15 protein-coding genes are annotated in these 14,815 nt (G+C 68.4%); 13 read left to right on the top strand and 2 right to left on the bottom strand.

The window, feature by feature from the left end:
• From AC1RMD_RS30890 to AC1RMD_RS30870, 5 genes are all read left to right on the top strand, one after another.
• Nucleotides 1–1,871 (top strand): hybrid sensor histidine kinase/response regulator (locus tag AC1RMD_RS30890; RefSeq protein WP_492932640.1); only part of this gene is annotated, 1,871 nt, incomplete at its 5' end.
• Nucleotides 1,868–2,944 (top strand): chemotaxis-specific protein-glutamate methyltransferase CheB, encoded by a 1,077-nt coding sequence (gene cheB / locus AC1RMD_RS30885; RefSeq protein WP_492932638.1) that lies wholly within the window; start codon nt 1,868–1,870, stop codon nt 2,942–2,944. The genes AC1RMD_RS30890 and cheB, both read left to right, overlap by 4 nt.
• Entirely contained in the window at nt 2,941–4,389 is a 1,449-nt protein-coding gene (locus AC1RMD_RS30880; protein WP_492932636.1) for an ATP-binding response regulator, read from the top strand. The genes cheB and AC1RMD_RS30880 overlap by 4 nt, the downstream gene beginning before the upstream one ends.
• Before the next feature lie 28 nt (nt 4,390–4,417).
• Nucleotides 4,418–4,789 (top strand): response regulator, encoded by a 372-nt coding sequence (locus AC1RMD_RS30875; RefSeq protein WP_492932634.1) that lies wholly within the window; start codon nt 4,418–4,420, stop codon nt 4,787–4,789.
• 63 nt (nt 4,790–4,852) lie between these two features.
• Nucleotides 4,853–5,140 (top strand): putative quinol monooxygenase, encoded by a 288-nt coding sequence (locus AC1RMD_RS30870; protein ID WP_492932632.1) that lies wholly within the window; start codon nt 4,853–4,855, stop codon nt 5,138–5,140.
• A 15-nt stretch (nt 5,141–5,155) separates the two neighbouring features.
• Here the strand turns inward: AC1RMD_RS30870 and AC1RMD_RS30865 are convergent, their stop codons facing one another.
• Entirely contained in the window at nt 5,156–6,544 is a 1,389-nt protein-coding gene (locus tag AC1RMD_RS30865; protein WP_492932644.1) for an NCS2 family permease, read from the bottom strand.
• A 226-nt stretch (nt 6,545–6,770) separates the two neighbouring features.
• Here AC1RMD_RS30865 and AC1RMD_RS30860 point away from each other — a divergent pair, with 226 nt between their 5' ends.
• Both AC1RMD_RS30860 and AC1RMD_RS30855 read left to right on the top strand, forming a co-directional pair.
• Nucleotides 6,771–7,067, top strand: coding sequence for a hypothetical protein (locus tag AC1RMD_RS30860; protein WP_492932630.1), 297 nt, complete (start codon nt 6,771–6,773; stop codon nt 7,065–7,067).
• Nucleotides 7,068–7,070: 3 nt separating this feature from the next.
• Entirely contained in the window at nt 7,071–7,487 is a 417-nt protein-coding gene (locus tag AC1RMD_RS30855; RefSeq protein WP_492932628.1) for a type II toxin-antitoxin system PemK/MazF family toxin, read from the top strand.
• A 9-nt stretch (nt 7,488–7,496) separates the two neighbouring features.
• Here the strand turns inward: AC1RMD_RS30855 and AC1RMD_RS30850 are convergent, their stop codons facing one another.
• Complete coding sequence (locus AC1RMD_RS30850; protein ID WP_492932642.1) at nt 7,497–8,387, bottom strand: YicC/YloC family endoribonuclease; 891 nt, start codon at nt 8,385–8,387, stop codon at nt 7,497–7,499.
• A gap of 88 nt (nt 8,388–8,475) precedes the next feature.
• On the opposite strand from AC1RMD_RS30850, the gene AC1RMD_RS30845 reads away from it, so the two are divergent.
• The 6 genes from AC1RMD_RS30845 (at nt 8,476) to AC1RMD_RS30820 (ending at nt 14,697) form a co-directional block, all read left to right on the top strand.
• Entirely contained in the window at nt 8,476–9,516 is a 1,041-nt protein-coding gene (locus AC1RMD_RS30845) for a serine/threonine protein kinase (protein WP_492932626.1), read from the top strand.
• A gap of 18 nt (nt 9,517–9,534) precedes the next feature.
• Nucleotides 9,535–10,500: a PP2C family protein-serine/threonine phosphatase gene (locus AC1RMD_RS30840; protein ID WP_492932624.1), complete on the top strand. Its 966-nt coding sequence runs from the start codon at nt 9,535–9,537 to the stop codon at nt 10,498–10,500.
• A 23-nt stretch (nt 10,501–10,523) separates the two neighbouring features.
• Complete coding sequence (gene rph / locus AC1RMD_RS30835; protein WP_492932622.1) at nt 10,524–11,255, top strand: ribonuclease PH; 732 nt, start codon at nt 10,524–10,526, stop codon at nt 11,253–11,255.
• Between the two features lie 303 nt (nt 11,256–11,558).
• Nucleotides 11,559–12,143, top strand: coding sequence for an RdgB/HAM1 family non-canonical purine NTP pyrophosphatase (gene rdgB, locus AC1RMD_RS30830; protein ID WP_492932620.1), 585 nt, complete (start codon nt 11,559–11,561; stop codon nt 12,141–12,143).
• Nucleotides 12,140–13,399 carry a radical SAM family heme chaperone HemW gene (gene hemW / locus AC1RMD_RS30825; protein WP_492932618.1) on the top strand — a complete coding sequence of 420 codons (1,260 nt, stop codon included), beginning with the start codon at nt 12,140–12,142 and terminating at the stop codon, nt 13,397–13,399. Before rdgB ends, hemW begins: the two co-directional genes overlap by 4 nt.
• A 53-nt stretch (nt 13,400–13,452) precedes the next feature.
• A complete protein-coding gene (locus AC1RMD_RS30820; protein ID WP_492932616.1) occupies nt 13,453–14,697 on the top strand; it encodes an anthrax toxin-like adenylyl cyclase domain-containing protein in 1,245 nt (414 codons plus the stop codon).
• Nucleotides 14,698–14,815 lie beyond the last annotated feature (118 nt).

Genomic DNA, 14,815 nt, shown 5'->3' with positions numbered 1-14,815 from the left:
CGTCCGCGCTGCCGGCCGCCGCCGCGCCGTCCCGCTCCGCGCCGCCGCTGGCCGCCGCCGCGCCAGCCATGCAGGCCGCCGCGCCCGAGCCGGAGCAGACGGTGCGCATCTCCACCGCCAAGCTGAGCGCGCTGCTGTTGCAGGCGGAGGAACTGCTGGCCTTCAAATTCAGCGCCGAACACATGGCCGCCGACCTGCGCGCGCTGCACGGCGAGCTGGAAGGCTGGCGCAAGCACTGGAGCCGCACGGTCGGCGAGGCGCGCGCCATCGGCCGCGCGGGCGAGCGCCGCCACAGTGCGGGCCTGGCCGGCGCCAGCCGCAAGGGGCCGCCGCTGGAGCGCCTGCTGGAGGCGGTCGAGCGCGACGCGCTGCTGGCCAAGGGCATCGGCGAGCGTTTCGCGCAGATCGAGCGCGGCGCCTGGCAGGAGCGGCGCGCGCTGGCCGGCATGGTCGACCATCTGCTGGAGGACATGAAGCGCACCCTGATGCTGCCGTTCTCCACGCTGCTGGAAATGGCGCCGCGGCTGGTGCGCGACCTGGCCCGCGACAGCGGCAAGGAGGTCGAGCTGCGGATCGACGGCGCGGCGATCGAGATCGACCGCCGCATCCTGGAGCAGATGCGCGATCCGCTGGTGCACCTGCTGCGCAACGCCATCGACCACGGCATCGAGACCCCGGCCGAGCGCCGCCTGGCGCGCAAGCCGGAACGGGCGCGGCTGGCGATCGAGGTGCTGCCGCGCGACGGCGACAAGGTCGAGCTGCTGGTCAGCGACGACGGCCGCGGCATCGATCCGCTGCAGGTGCGCGCGCGCGCCGTGCGCGACGGCTTGCTGGCGCCCGAGGCCGGCGCGGCGCTGGGCACGGCGCAGATGCTGGCGCTGGTGTTCGAGTCGGGCGTCTCCACCAGCGCCATGCTGACCGAGCTGTCCGGGCGCGGCCTGGGGCTGGCGATCGTGCGCGAGAAGGCCGAGAAGCTGGGCGGCAGCGTGGCGGCCGAGGCGGCGCCGGGCGGCGGCACGCGCTTTCGCATCGTGCTGCCGGCCACGCTGGCGACCTTCCGCGGCCTGCTGGTGACGGCCGCCGGCCGCCAGTTCGTGCTGCCGTCGCGCAATGTCGAGCGGGTCGCGCGGGTGCTGCCGGAATCGGTGCGCAGCGTCGAGGGCCATCCGACCGTGGTGCTGGAGGGCGAGGTGCTGGCGCTGGTGCAGCTGTGGCGCGTGCTGGGGCTGGCCGCGCCGTCGGCGCCGTCCGGCTATCTGACCCTGGCGCTGCTGACCAGCGGCAGCCGCCGCCTGGCCTGCCTGGTGGACGCGGTGCTGGGCGAGCAGGAGGTGCTGGTCAAGAGCCTGGGCCCGCAGCTGCGGCGGGTGCCCAATATCGCCGGCGCCACCGTGCTGGGGGCGGGCCAGGTGGTGCCCATCCTGCACGTGGCCGACCTGCTGAAGTCGGCGCTCGGCGTGGGCGTGGGCGGCACGCCGCTGGCGGCGCCGGCGGCGCAGGCGGCGCGCCGGCAACTGCTGGTGGTGGAGGATTCGATCACCTCGCGCGCGCTGCTGAAGAACATGCTGGAAGTGGGCGGCTACCGGGTGACGGTGGCGGTCGACGGCGTCGACGCGCTCAGCGCGCTGCGCGGCGGCGGCTACGACCTGGTGGTGTCGGACGTCGAGATGCCGCGCATGGACGGCTTCGACCTGACCGCCAGCATCCGCGCCGACCGCCAGCTGGCCGGGCTGCCGGTGGTGCTGGTGACCTCGCTGGCCACGCGCGAGCACCGCGAGCGCGGCGTCGACGTCGGCGCCAGCGCCTACATCGCCAAGCAGGGGCTGGAGCAGAACAATCTGCTGGCCACCGTGCGCAGGTTGCTGCGATGAGCGCCCCGCGCACGCCGCCGATCCGGGTGCTGGTGGTGGACGATTCGCCGGTGGCGCGCGAGCTGCTGGCCTATCTGCTCAATGCCGATCCGGCGCTGGAGGTGATCGGCGTGGTGGCCGACGGCGAGCAGGCGGTGGAGGCGGCGGCGCGGCTGCGGCCGGACGTGATCACGATGGACATCCACCTGCCGCGGCTGGACGGCTACGCCGCCACCCGGATGATCATGGAGCGCTGCCCGACCCGCATCGTGATGGTCACCGCCAGTCCGGTCGCGCACGAGGTGGCGGACAACTTCCGCGTGCTGGAGGCCGGCGCGCTGGCGGTGCTGGCCAAGCCGTCCGGCCCCGGCCATCCGGAACACGCGCAGATCACCGACGAGCTGCTGCGCACCATCAAGCTGATGGCCGAGGTCAGCGTGGTGCGGCGCTGGCGGCGCAGCGAGAGCTGGAGCGCCGGCGGCGCACCGGCGCCGGCGGCGCCAACGCCGGCCGGCGCCGAGCTGCGGCTGGTGGCGATCGGCGCCTCGACCGGCGGGCCGCTGGCGCTGCACACCATCCTGGCGCGCCTGAAGCGGCCGTTCGCCGCGCCGATCCTGGTGGTCCAGCATATTTCGCCGGGCTTCGTGGCCGGCCTGGTCGAATGGCTGGGGCGCGGCTGCGGCGCCACGGTGCGGGTCGCCCAGCATGGCGAGCTGGCGCTGGCCGGCCACGTCTACCTGGCGCCCGACGACGCCCACCTGACGGTGCGGGCGGAGGGCGGCGTGGCGCGCATCGCCTTGTCGGGCGCGCCGCCGGAGCACGGCGCGCGGCCGGCGGTGGCCAGCCTGTTCCGCTCGGCGGCGGCGTTCGGGCCGGGCGCGGCCGGCGTGCTGCTGACCGGCATGGGGCGCGACGGCGCGCAGGAACTCCAGACCATGCAGCAGGCCGGCGCGCTGACCATCGCCCAGGACCAGGACAGCGCGATCGTCAACGGCATGCCGGGCGAGGCGGTGCGGCTGGGCGCGGCGCGCCACGTGCTGGCGCCGGCGGCGATCGCCGGCTTGCTGAACAGCCTGACGCCGGGGACGCCATGAACACCCCGCTGGCGCCGGCCGGCGCCGAGATCCTGATCGTCGAGGACAGCCGCACCCAGGCCGAGCACCTGCGCCACCTGCTCGAACGGCAGGGTTATCTGGTGCGCACGGCGGCCAACGGCCGGCTGGCGCTGGCGGCGATCGCCGAGCGCCTGCCGGCGCTGGTGCTGTCGGACATCGTGATGCCGGAGATGAACGGCTACCAGCTGTGCCGGGCGGTCAAGGCCAAGCCCGACTGGCGCGCCATCCCGGTGGTGCTGATCACCTCGCTGTTCGACCCGGAGGACATCGTGCGCGGCCTCGAATGCGGCGCCGACAACTTCATCCGCAAGCCCTACGCGCCGGCCTACCTGCTGGCGCGGCTGGAACAGGTGCTGACCAACCGCCGGCTGCGCCAGCAGACCGACCCGGCGCAGGGCATCGTGCTGTATCTGAACGGGCGCGCGCACACCATCCATTCGGAGCGCCAGCAAATCCTCGACCTGCTGGTGGCGACCTACGAGCAGGCGGTGCAGGTCAACGGCGAGTTGCAGTCGCGCGAGCAGCAGGTCAACGACTTGAACCTGCAGCTGCGGCGCCACACCGCCCAGCTGGAGCACTCGAACCGCGAGGTCGAGCGCAAGAACGCCGAGCTGGAGGCGTCCAACCGCGAGATCGCGCGCCAGAACCTCGAGCTGGGCGAGGCCAACCGCATGAAGTCGGCCTTCCTGGCGAATATGTCGCACGAGCTGCGCACCCCGCTCAACGCCATCAACGGTTTTTCCGAGGTGCTGCGCAGCGGCATGGCCGGCAAGCTGACGGCGCAGCAGGAAGAGTTCGCCGGCAACATCCTGCTCAGCGGCAAGCACCTGCTGGCGGTGATCAACGACGTGCTGGACCTGTCGAAGATCGAGGCCGGCATGATGGAGCTGGAGCAGGCGCCGCTGGACATCGCGGCGCTGCTGGGCGAGTGCCTGGTGGTGGTGCGCGAGCGCGCGCAGCGCCAGCGCATCGCGCTGCGGCTGGAGGCGGCGGACGCGGCGCCGGTGCCGGCCGACCGCCGCAAGCTGACCCAGGTGGTGCTGAACCTGTTGTCGAACGCGGTCAAGTTCACCCCCGACGGCGGCAGCGTGACCTTGCGCGCGCGGCGGGTGGCGCCGGAGGGGCCGGCCGCGATGGCGCTGGTCGGCGGCGGCGCCGCGCTCAAGGCGGACGCCGACGGTTATCTGGAGATCAGCGTGATCGACAGCGGCATCGGCATCGCCGCCGCCGACCTGCCGCGGCTGTTCCGCCAGTTCGTCCAGCTCGACAGCAAGCTGTCGCGCCTGTACGAGGGCACCGGCCTCGGGCTGGTGCTGGTCAAGCAGCTGGTGGAACTGCACGGCGGCGCGCTGGCCGTGCGCAGCACGCCGGGCGCCGGTTCGGAATTCATCCTGTGGCTGCCGTGCGGCGGCGTCCAACCATGAGAGAGGCAGCGGCGAGCCGCTGGGCGCGATGGCCACTATTTTGATCGTTGAAGACAATCCGTCCAATATGCTGCTGGCGACCTTTCTGCTGGAGCACGCGGGCCACCAGGTGCTGCAGGCGGACGAGGCCGACAGCGCGCTGCGGCTGGCGCGCGAGCGGCTGCCGGACCTGATCCTGATGGATGTGCAGCTGCCCGGCATGGACGGGCTGGAGGCGACCGGCGCGCTGAAGGGCGACCCGCGCACCGGCGCCATCAAGGTGCTGGCCTTCACCAGCTTCGCCATGAGCGGCGACGCCGACCGCATCCGGGCGGCCGGCTGCGACGGCTATATCAGCAAGCCGATCAGCGTCGACGAGTTTGTGGCGCTGGTCGAGGGCGCGCTGGGCGGAGGCGGATGAGGTGGCCCTTGTTTTTTTATTAATCGCCCCCAACTCGGGTGCTCACCATATTGAGGAGCCCCCATGCAAGAACTGATCGTGATCGCCATCCTGACTGCCAACCCTGGCCAAGAAGCCGTGGTGAAGGCGGCGCTGGAGCGCATCGTGCCGCCGACCCGCGCCGAAGCCGGCTGCATCCGCTACGACCCGCACCACGACCTGGAGCAGCCAGGCCGCTACGTGCTGGTCGAGGCCTGGCGCGACGCCGAGGCGCACGCCCTGCACCTGGCCACGCCGCATTTCCTGGAACTGGTCAAGAGCATCGACGGCCTGGCGGAGATCCAGATCCTCAAGCTGAACCAGATGCCCTAACACCGCGCGGGCGGATCAGATGGCCCAGCCGCCCGCGTAGAACACCGCCAGCGCGATGGCGATGGCGACGGTGCCGGCGTTGAGCTTGCGCCATTCGCCGGAGATCAGGCGGCCGACCACCAGCGTGCAGAAGCCGAGCATGATGCCGGTGACGATGTTGCAGGTGAGCAGGATGAACACCGCGCACACCAGGCCCGACAGCGCGTCCAGCTTGTCGTCCATCTGCATGCGGGCGACGCTGCCCAGCATCAGCAAACCGACATACATCAGCGCCGGCGCGGTGGCGTACTGCGGCACCAGGCCGGCCAGCGGCGAGAAGAAGATCAGGCCGAGGAACAGCACGCCGACCACGGCGGCGGTCAGGCCGGTGCGGGCGCCGGCGGCGGTGCCGACCGTCGATTCGATGTAGGCCGCGGCCGGCGCGCCGCCGACCAGCGCGGCGAAGATCGAGCTCAGCGAGTCGGCCGTCAGGGCCTTGCCGCCGTTGCGGATGTAGCCGTTGGGCTCGACCTGGCCGGCCTGGCCGGCGACCGCGCGGATGGTGCCGGTGGCGTCGAACACGGCGGTCATGACCAGCGCCAGCACGCTGGGCAGCACCGCCACGCTGAGCGCGCCGCGGATGTCCATCGCGCCGATCAGCGAGGCGTGGCCGGGCGAACTCAGTTGCGGCATGGCGAACACGCCGGTGAAGTGCACCGCCGGGTCGAACGCCAGGCCCAGCGCCGACAGCGCGACCACCACCAGCAGGATGCCGCCGGGCACCTTGCGCTGCTCCAGGCCGAAGATGGCGGCCAGGCCCAGCATGCTCATGACGACCGGGAAGGAGGTGATCTTGCCGAGCGCGACCGGCAGGCCGGCGCCGGCGTTCTTGACCACCAGGCCGACGTCGCTGGAGGCGATCATCAGCAGGAACAGGCCGATGCCGACGCCGGTGCCGTGCGCCACGCCGGCCGGCAGGTTCTGCAGGATCCACGAGCGCACGCCGGTGACCGAGATCGCCGTGAACACCAGGCCCATCAGGAACACCGCGCCCAGCGCGACGGCCGGCGACAGCCCCTTGCCCAGCACCAGGCCGAAGGCGGTGAAGGCGGTCAGCGAGATGGCGCAGCCGACCGCGATCGGCAGCCTGGCCCACACGCCCATCAGCAGCGAGCCGACGGCGGCGGTCAGGCAGACCGCGACGAACACCGCGCTGACGTCGAAGCCGGCCGCGCCCAGCATGCCGGGCACGACGAACACGGAATACACCATCGCCAGGAAGGTGGTGACGCCGGCCACCACCTCGCGCCGGGTGGTGCTGCCGCGTTCGGTGATCTGGAAATACTGGTCGAGCTTGCTGACGGGGAAGGCCGGCGTGGCGGGCGCGCGCACGGGGCGCAGTTGTGGCTGGGGTTGGGACATGATGGTGCTGCTCCTGTTGTTGTCCGCCTAGGCGGCCGCTGCGGCCGTCCTGGGCAGTGTCTCGTTATGGGTATTGCCAGGAGAGCTTAGGGTAAAGCTTGTCTGCGACATACTGGAATTGATGGATAGTCATCATAAGCGGGCACGTATTGCTTGTTTGGCGGGGGGCGAATTGGCCCATGGTGATATACTTTAGATATACATCGGCCCGGCCGGGGAGGGTTTGCAAATGCCAAAAGATACGTCAAAAACCGCGGCCAAAGCTGCGCCGCAATTCCTGTTGCGCCTGCGCGAGCGCGACACGCCGACCGGCGTCAGTGTAGCGACGGTCGAGAAGCTGATGAAGGCGACCGGCTTGAGCAAGACGGAGGTGGCGCATCTGGCGTTGAAGCAGATGGCCGGCCGCTATCTGCCGTTTTATGAGCAGGACGACGGGCCGTTGACGCTGGCCCAGCTGCAGGCCATCCGCCAGGCCAGCAGCGCCACCGAGACGCCGGAAGAGCAGTTCACCCAGCGGATATTCTGATCCGTGGCGCGCCCGGCTAAAAAGCGTCGGTTCCATCCCTTGCCGGCGGCGGGCGATATCGTCTGGTGCGCTTTTCCGCAGGTGGCAGGCGTGCCCGGTCCCAAAAAAAGGCCGGCCTTGGTGGCGCGGGTGGCGCCGGCAACGCATGAAGTGTCGGTGGTGTACGGCACCAGCCAAAAGACCAGCCAGGTGTATTCGACGGAGATCGTGCTGGATCCGGCCGATCCGGGTTTTTCAAGCAGCGGCCTGTCGCACCGCACCAAGTTTGACGTTGCCCATCAGGTGCAGCTGCCGTTCGACAGCGATTGGTTCGAGCCCGCACCGGGGCCGCAAACCAATCTCCCCTTGCCCAAGATGGGCGTGCTGCATCCGAGCTATATGCCGGCTATTGCGGCGGCTGTGAAGAAGATCCGCCCGTAGACTTCAGCTTTATTCCAGGTTCTGCACCTGTTCGCGCATCTGTTCGATGAGCAGCTTGAGTTCCATCGAGGCGTCGGCCAGTTCCTTGACCGAGGCCTTGGCGCCGAGCGTGTTGGCTTCGCGGTTCAGTTCCTGCATCATGAAGTCCAGGCGCTTGCCGACCTGGCCGCCTTTTTTCAGGATGTGGCGGGTCTCGCTCAGGTGGGCCGACAGCCGGCCCAGCTCTTCGGCGACGTCGATGCGGATGCCGTACAGGATCACCTCCTGGCGGATGCGCTCGAGCGCGTCCTGGCGCGACAGCGCCGAATTCGAGCCCTGGCAGGCCAGGCCCAGCGCGTCCTGCATGCGCTCGATGGCCTTTTGCTGGAAGGCCGCCACCACCTGCGGGATCAGCGGCGTGATGCGCTTGACGATCACTTCCATCGCTTCGATGCGCGAGGTCAGCATGGTCTCCAGCGCCGCGCCTTCGCGCTGGCGGCTGTGGACGAAGGCCTGCACGGTGCGCGCGGTCAGCGCGGCGACGTCGGCCTGCAGCGACTCCTGGCCGATCTGGGCTTCCTCGATCACGCCGGGCCAGCGCAGCAGCTCGGCCACCGACATGGTGGCGGCGGCCGGGAAATGGCCGCTCACTTCGGCCTGCATGCGTTGTAATTCGGTCAAAAGCGGCAGGTTCAGCGCCTGCGAGCCGGTGCTGGCCGCCTTGCGGCCGAAGCTGAGGCGCAGTTCGACCTTGCCGCGGGTGATGGCGGCCATGATCGCCGAGCGCAAATCGGGTTCAAGCGCTCGTAAATCGTCGTTTATTCGAAACTGAAGGTCTAGAAATCGCGAGTTGACACTCTTGATCTCGATAGTCAGTGTTCCCGCCGCACTTTCACTGGTGGCGACCGCGTAGCCCGTCATACTGGAAATGCTCAATGGATGTCCCCGATTTAATCTTTACAAAACAGTGATTTATCCACACAATCCGATTGTTGAGGCGAGGAACTCTATGGCTGCACAAAACAACGCCCCGTTACCCGATGGTCTGGAAATTGCTGGATATCGCATTGTAAAGAAAATTGCGTCCGGTGGGTTCAGTATTGTTTACCTGGCGTACGACGGCGACGGCATGGCGGTGGCGATCAAGGAATATTTGCCCAGTTCTTTGGCCCTGCGGCAGGAGGGCGAACTGGTGCCGACCATCTCCAAGGCGCATCTGCCGGTGTTCCGCATCGGCCTCAAGTGCTTCTTCGAGGAGGGCCGGGCGCTGGCGCGCATCTCCCATCCGAATGTTGTAAGCGTGCTCAATTTCTTCCGCGCCAACGAAACCGTTTACATGGTGATGGCCTACGAATCCGGCCATTCCTTGCAAGAACATATACAAAGGCAGCGCGGCAAGGGCAGCAAGGTGGGCGAGGCCTTCATCCGCACTATCTTCTTGCAAGTTCTCAAGGGCCTGCGCGAGGTGCATGCCAACAAGCTGCTGCACCTGGACCTGAAACCTGCCAATATCTACCTGCGCACCGACGGCACGCCGATGCTGCTGGACTTCGGCGCCGCGCGCCAGACCGTCAACAACGACATGCCGACCTTGACGCCGATGTACACCCCCGGCTTCGCCCCGCCGGAGCTGTACGCCAAGACCGGCGGCCTGGGGCCGTGGTCGGACGTGTACAGCATCGGCGCCTCGATGTTCGCCTGCATGGTGGGTTCGCCGCCGCAGCCGGCCGACCAGCGCAAGAACGAGGATAAAATGGGCGGCCATTTCGACCAGCTGGTGGGCTTGTACACGCCGGAGCTGGTGAAGATGGTGCGCTGGTGCCTGGAGCTGGACCCGCTGGAACGCCCGCAAAGCCTGTTCGCCTTGCAGAAGGTGCTGCAGGCGGCGCCGGCGGCCGTGCCCAGCGCGCCGGCGCCGGCGCCGGGGGTGATCGACAAACTGGGCTTGCGCGGGCTGGTGGACCGGCTGGGCGGCCTGGGCAAGCCCAAGGGCGGGCCCAAGGGCGAGCCCAAGCCCAAGGCCAGGTCCGGCCCCGACACGCTGATCTAACCCATATAAGGCAGAACCATGCAATTCTCCGTGTATCAGGAAAGCCACATCGGCGGCCGCAAGGTCAACCAGGACCGCATGGGCTACAGCTTCACCCGCGACGCGCTGCTGCTGGTGCTGGCCGACGGCATGGGCGGCCATCTGCGCGGCGAGATCGCCGCCACCGTGGCGCTGCAAACCATCTCGGCGCTGTTCCAGCAGCAGGCCACGCCGTACGTCAGGAAGCCGCAGCGCTTCCTGGAGGAAGCCCTGCTGGGCGCGCACCGCGAGATCCACCGCTACCGCGCCGAGCACGACCTGCCGGAGACGCCGCGCACCACCATCGTCGCCTGCCTGATCCAGCACAATACGGCGACCTGGGCCCACTGCGGCGATTCGCGCCTGTACTGGATGCGCGACGGCCAGATCCTGGCGCGCACGCGCGACCACTCGCATGTGGAAAGCCTGATCGCCAAGGGCCTGGCGCAGCCGTCCGAGCGCGCCACCCATCCCGACCGCAACAAGCTGTACAACTGCCTGGGCGCGGACAGCCTGCCGAAAGTGGAAATCTCCAGCGGCGGCGGCATGCTGCCGGGCGATTTGATGCTGTTGTGCTCGGATGGTTTGTGGTCTATGCTGCCGGACGACGAGATGGTGCGGCGCCTGCACCGCCAGACCGTGGTGCGCGCGGTGCCGGAGCTGCTGCAAACGGCGCTGGGCGCGGCGGGCAGCGCCAGCGACAACGTCACCGCGCTGGCCATCATGTGGCAGGGCAGCTCCATGGTCGACGGCATGGGGGCCAGCACCTTGGCGGCGGCCGACCGGTCGACCGTGATCTCGACCGAAGCCCTGCCGCAGGACCTGCACAGCACCACGATCAACAGCGCGCCGGTGCCGGAGCAGGCGCCGGCGCCGCAAGTGGACGCCTTCGACGACGATGAAATCGAGAAGGCGATCGCCGAGATCCGCGGCGCCATCGAAAAATCGACCCAAATATTAAAATAACATTGAAAAAAGGAAGACTGTTTATGGCATTTGAATCCCGTCCGAGCGGCCGCGCCGTCGATGCGCTGCGCACCCTGCGCCTGACCCGCGACTACACCAGGCATGCGGAAGGCTCGGTGCTGATCGAGTGCGGCGACACCAAGGTAATCTGCACCGCCAGCATCGAGGAGAAGGTGCCGGGCTTCCTGAAGGGCAAGGGCCAGGGCTGGATGACGGCCGAATACGGCATGTTGCCGCGCTCGACCCACACCCGCATGGACCGCGAGGCGGCGCGCGGCAAGCAGTCCGGCCGCACCCAGGAGATCCAGCGCCTGATCGGCCGTTCGCTGCGCGCGGCGTTCGACCTTGAGGCGTTCGGCGAGCGCACCCTGCACCTCGATTGCGACGTGATCCAGGCCGACGGCGGCACCCGCACCGCGTCCATCACCGGCGCCATGGTGGCGGCTTACGACGCGTTTGCCAAGCTGGTGGCGCGCGGCGCGGTGCCGGCGATGCCGCTGAAAAGCTTCGTGGCGGCGATTTCGGTCGGCGTCTACCAGGGCATGCCGGTGCTGGACCTGGACTATGTCGAGGATTCCGGCTGCGACACCGACATGAACGTGGTGATGAACGACGCCGGCCACTTCATCGAAGTGCAGGGCACGGCCGAAGGCGCGGCGTTCGACCGCGCCGGCATGAACCGCCTGCTGGACCTGGCCCAGGGCGGCATCGCCGACCTGATCAAGCTGCAGAAGCAGGCGCTGGGCCTGGCTTAGGACAGGGGGTTGGGGCAGGGCGGCGCGGTCCTTCTGAAAAAGCAGACTGCTTCGCCTTGCGCTTCCTGACTGGGCTTCTCTGGTTTTCTCTATTTTTTTTGCTGCGCCCGCACAAAGCAAAGAACCGTCAAAAATAGATGGAATCAGAAGGGCGATTCAGTATCGATTTTCAGAAGGAGCGCGCCGGCGTCCCGGCACCGCGCATCCTCCTCCCGCCGCGTCCGCCCGGCTTCCGGCGGGGCGGCCGCCAAAGGGTTTACAATGTCGGCTTCACCGCCTTACATGCCCTGCACAGCCCACATCATGACCCAACGCCTGATCCTCGCCTCCAACAACGCCGGCAAACTCAAGGAATTCAACGAACTGCTGTCCACAGTGGGCTTTTCGGTCCACGCCCAGGGCGAGTACGACGTCCCGGAAGCGGACGAGCCGTTCCACACCTTTGTTGAAAACGCCCTGCAAAAAGCCCGCCACGCCGCGCGCCTGACCGGGCTGCCGGCGCTGGCCGACGATTCCGGCGTCTGCGTCAACGCGCTGGGCGGCGCGCCCGGCGTGTACTCGGCGCGCTTTGCCGGCGAGCCGAAATCGGACGCCCGCAACAACCAGAAAATGATCGCCGACCTGGCCGCCCACGTCGACAAGTCGGCCTACTACTACTGCGTGCTGGTGTTCGTGCGCCACGCCGACGACCCGCAGCCGGTGATCGCCGACGGCCGCTGGAACGGCGAAATGATCGCCACCCCGCGCGGCGACGGCGGCTTCGGCTACGACCCGCACTTCTACATCCCGGCGCTGGGCAAATGCGCCGCCGAGTTGACGGCCGATGAAAAGAACGCCCTGTCGCACCGCGGCCAGGCCTTGCGCGCACTGGTAGAGAAACTGAAATGATCCCGATTAAAATCGTCGGCGCCACCAGCAAGGCGGCCAAGCCGGTCACCGACATCAGCGCGGCCGCAGGCGTCGCCGCCAAGTATTTGCAGGCCGGTTCGCTGAACCTGCAGGCGCTGCCGCCGCTGTCGCTGTACATCCACTTCCCGTGGTGCGTGAAGAAGTGCCCCTACTGCGACTTCAACTCGCACGAGGCCAAGGATGGCCAGACCTTTCCCGAACAGGAATACCTGGATGCGCTGCGCAGCGACCTGGAAATGGCGCTGCCGCTGATCTGGGGCCGCAAGATCTACACCATCTTCATCGGCGGCGGCACGCCCAGCCTGATGTCGGCCGCCGGGCTGGATCGGCTGCTGTCGGACGTGCGCACCTTGCTGCCGCTCGACAGCGACTGCGAGATCACGATGGAGGCCAACCCCGGCACCTTCGAGGCCGAGAAGTTCAAGTCCTACCGCGCCAGCGGCATCAACCGCCTGTCGATCGGCATCCAGAGCTTCAACAGCCGCCACCTGAAGGCGCTGGGCCGCATCCACGACGACCACGAAGCCAGGCGCGCGGTGGAGATCGCGCTGGCCAACTTCGACAACTTCAACCTCGACCTGATGTACGCGCTGCCGTCGCAGACGCTGGAAGAGGCGCGCCACGACGTCGAGACCGCGATGGCTTTCAATCCGCCGCACCTGTCGCTGTACCACCTGACGATGGAGCCGAACACGCTGTTCGCCAAGTACCCGCCGGCGCTGCCGGACGACGACGCCAGCGCCGACATGCAGGACCTGATCGCCGAGCTGACCGCCGCCAACGGCTACGGCCAGTACGAAGTGTCGGCCTACGCCAGGCAGGGCCACCGCGCCCGCCACAACCTGAACTACTGGGAGTTCGGCGACTACCTGGGCATCGGCGCCGGCGCGCACTCCAAGCTGTCGTTCCCGCACCGCATCCTGCGCCAGGCCCGCTACAAGCAGCCCAAGGCTTATATGGAGCAGGTGCGCCTGGGCGCGCCGGTGCAGGAAGAGTACGAGATCGGCCGCGACGACATGGGCTTCGAGTTCATGCTCAACACCTTGCGCCTGCACGGCGGCTTCGATCCCAACCTGTTCGCCGAGCGCACCGGCCTGAGTTTGAACGCGATCGAGAAAAACCTCGACGCGGCCGAGGCCAAGGGCCTGCTCTACCGCGACCACAAGCTGATCAAGCCGACCGAACTGGGCCAACGCTTCCTCAACGATTTGCAACAGATGTTCCTCAACGGTTGACGCCGAATCGGCAGGCTTGGATACTGGGAACCCCTATCCAGCCTGGAGCCGCCATGCCCATTTTTGGTTTAGCGTCCTCGTTCGACGATCCGGAAAACGGCATGACCCGGCTCGACATGATCGCCAGCCAGCAGGTGGCCAACGAGCTCGACGAGGTCATCATCTTCCGTTCCACCGGGCCGTGGTCGCGGCGCTGGCTGGAGGACGGCTATCCCAGCAAGAATTTCCACGTCAAGGGCAAGAGCTCGGACTGGGGGCCGCAGGCCGGCTTCGTGCCGTACGACGGCACCTACAGCAAGGTCGGCCACGACCAGGGCAAGGCGCAGAAGGGCACGCGCGCCAACCAGAAGGGCATCAACGACCGCTTCGCCAGCGCCCGCGTGCTGGAGCTGACCTTGGACCAGCTGACCCTGCAGATGCTGCTGGCCGAGGAAATGCCGCCGCGCACCGCCCTGCAGTTCATGGAGGCCGTGCCCGGCACCCGCGACTACAGGCTGCTGGCGCAACGCTCCGGCGACGGCCAGCTGTTCGAATTCCTGGCGCGCTGGCAGCGCGCCGGGCCGACGGCGGGCGAGGCGGTCTACCAGCTGCATGTCTACACCATCGCCAGCGGCAACAACGCGCACGCCATGGCCTCGCGGCTGCTGCTGCCGCTGGAGGTGATGTGCTCGTCCGAGGCGGGCGCCAACAACCGGCCGATGACCGGCGACTACGATCTGATGGCGGTGTGCCCGCGCTGGAGCGACTACGGCAGCACCAGCTCGGCGCAGATCGCCAAGCCGGGGCTGGTGATGAACGGCATGGCGCCGCGCCTGGGCCAGGTGTTCGAACGCGGGACCAACCTCGACAAGGTGCTGACCATGGAGAGCAGCACCGGCCGCCCGCGCCCGCAGGGCTGGCAGGCGCCGGCCGGCTTCGGCAACCAGGAGCACTACGACATGGGCAACGTCACGCCGCGCATCCTGCGCTGCATCAACCTGCTCAACGGCCGCATGGTCAACGGCAACGGCGCCTTCCGCCGCGTGCACCACAACGCCGAGTCGCACCGCCACGTGGCGTTCGGCGCGCTGACCCGGGCCGACATGGAGAACGACAACGACGGCTTCCCGCTGACCGTGTTCCAGCCCGACGCGGCCGGCATCCGCAGCCCCGCCATCGCCGCCTACGGCAACGTCGCGACCCTGCTCAATATGCGCGAATTCCGCGTCTACGCCGGCCTGCTGCAGGACGCCGGCTACTTCCTGCCGCGCAACGCGGCGTGGGGCATGTCGATCCGCGACGCCATGCGGGCCGTCTAAAGCGCGGTTAGAACTCTTCCCAGTCCTGGTCGCCGCCGACGGTGGCCGGCTTGCTGGTGCCCGGCTTGGCGGCCGGCCGGGCCGGCGCCGCCGCCGGGCGCAGCGCCGCACGGGCGGC

It is taken from the genome of Duganella sp. GW822-FHT06D06, from assembly GCF_058799615.1.
Note: the sequence above shows the minus strand (reverse complement) of the source record. Positions and strands in the feature narration are given on the sequence as shown.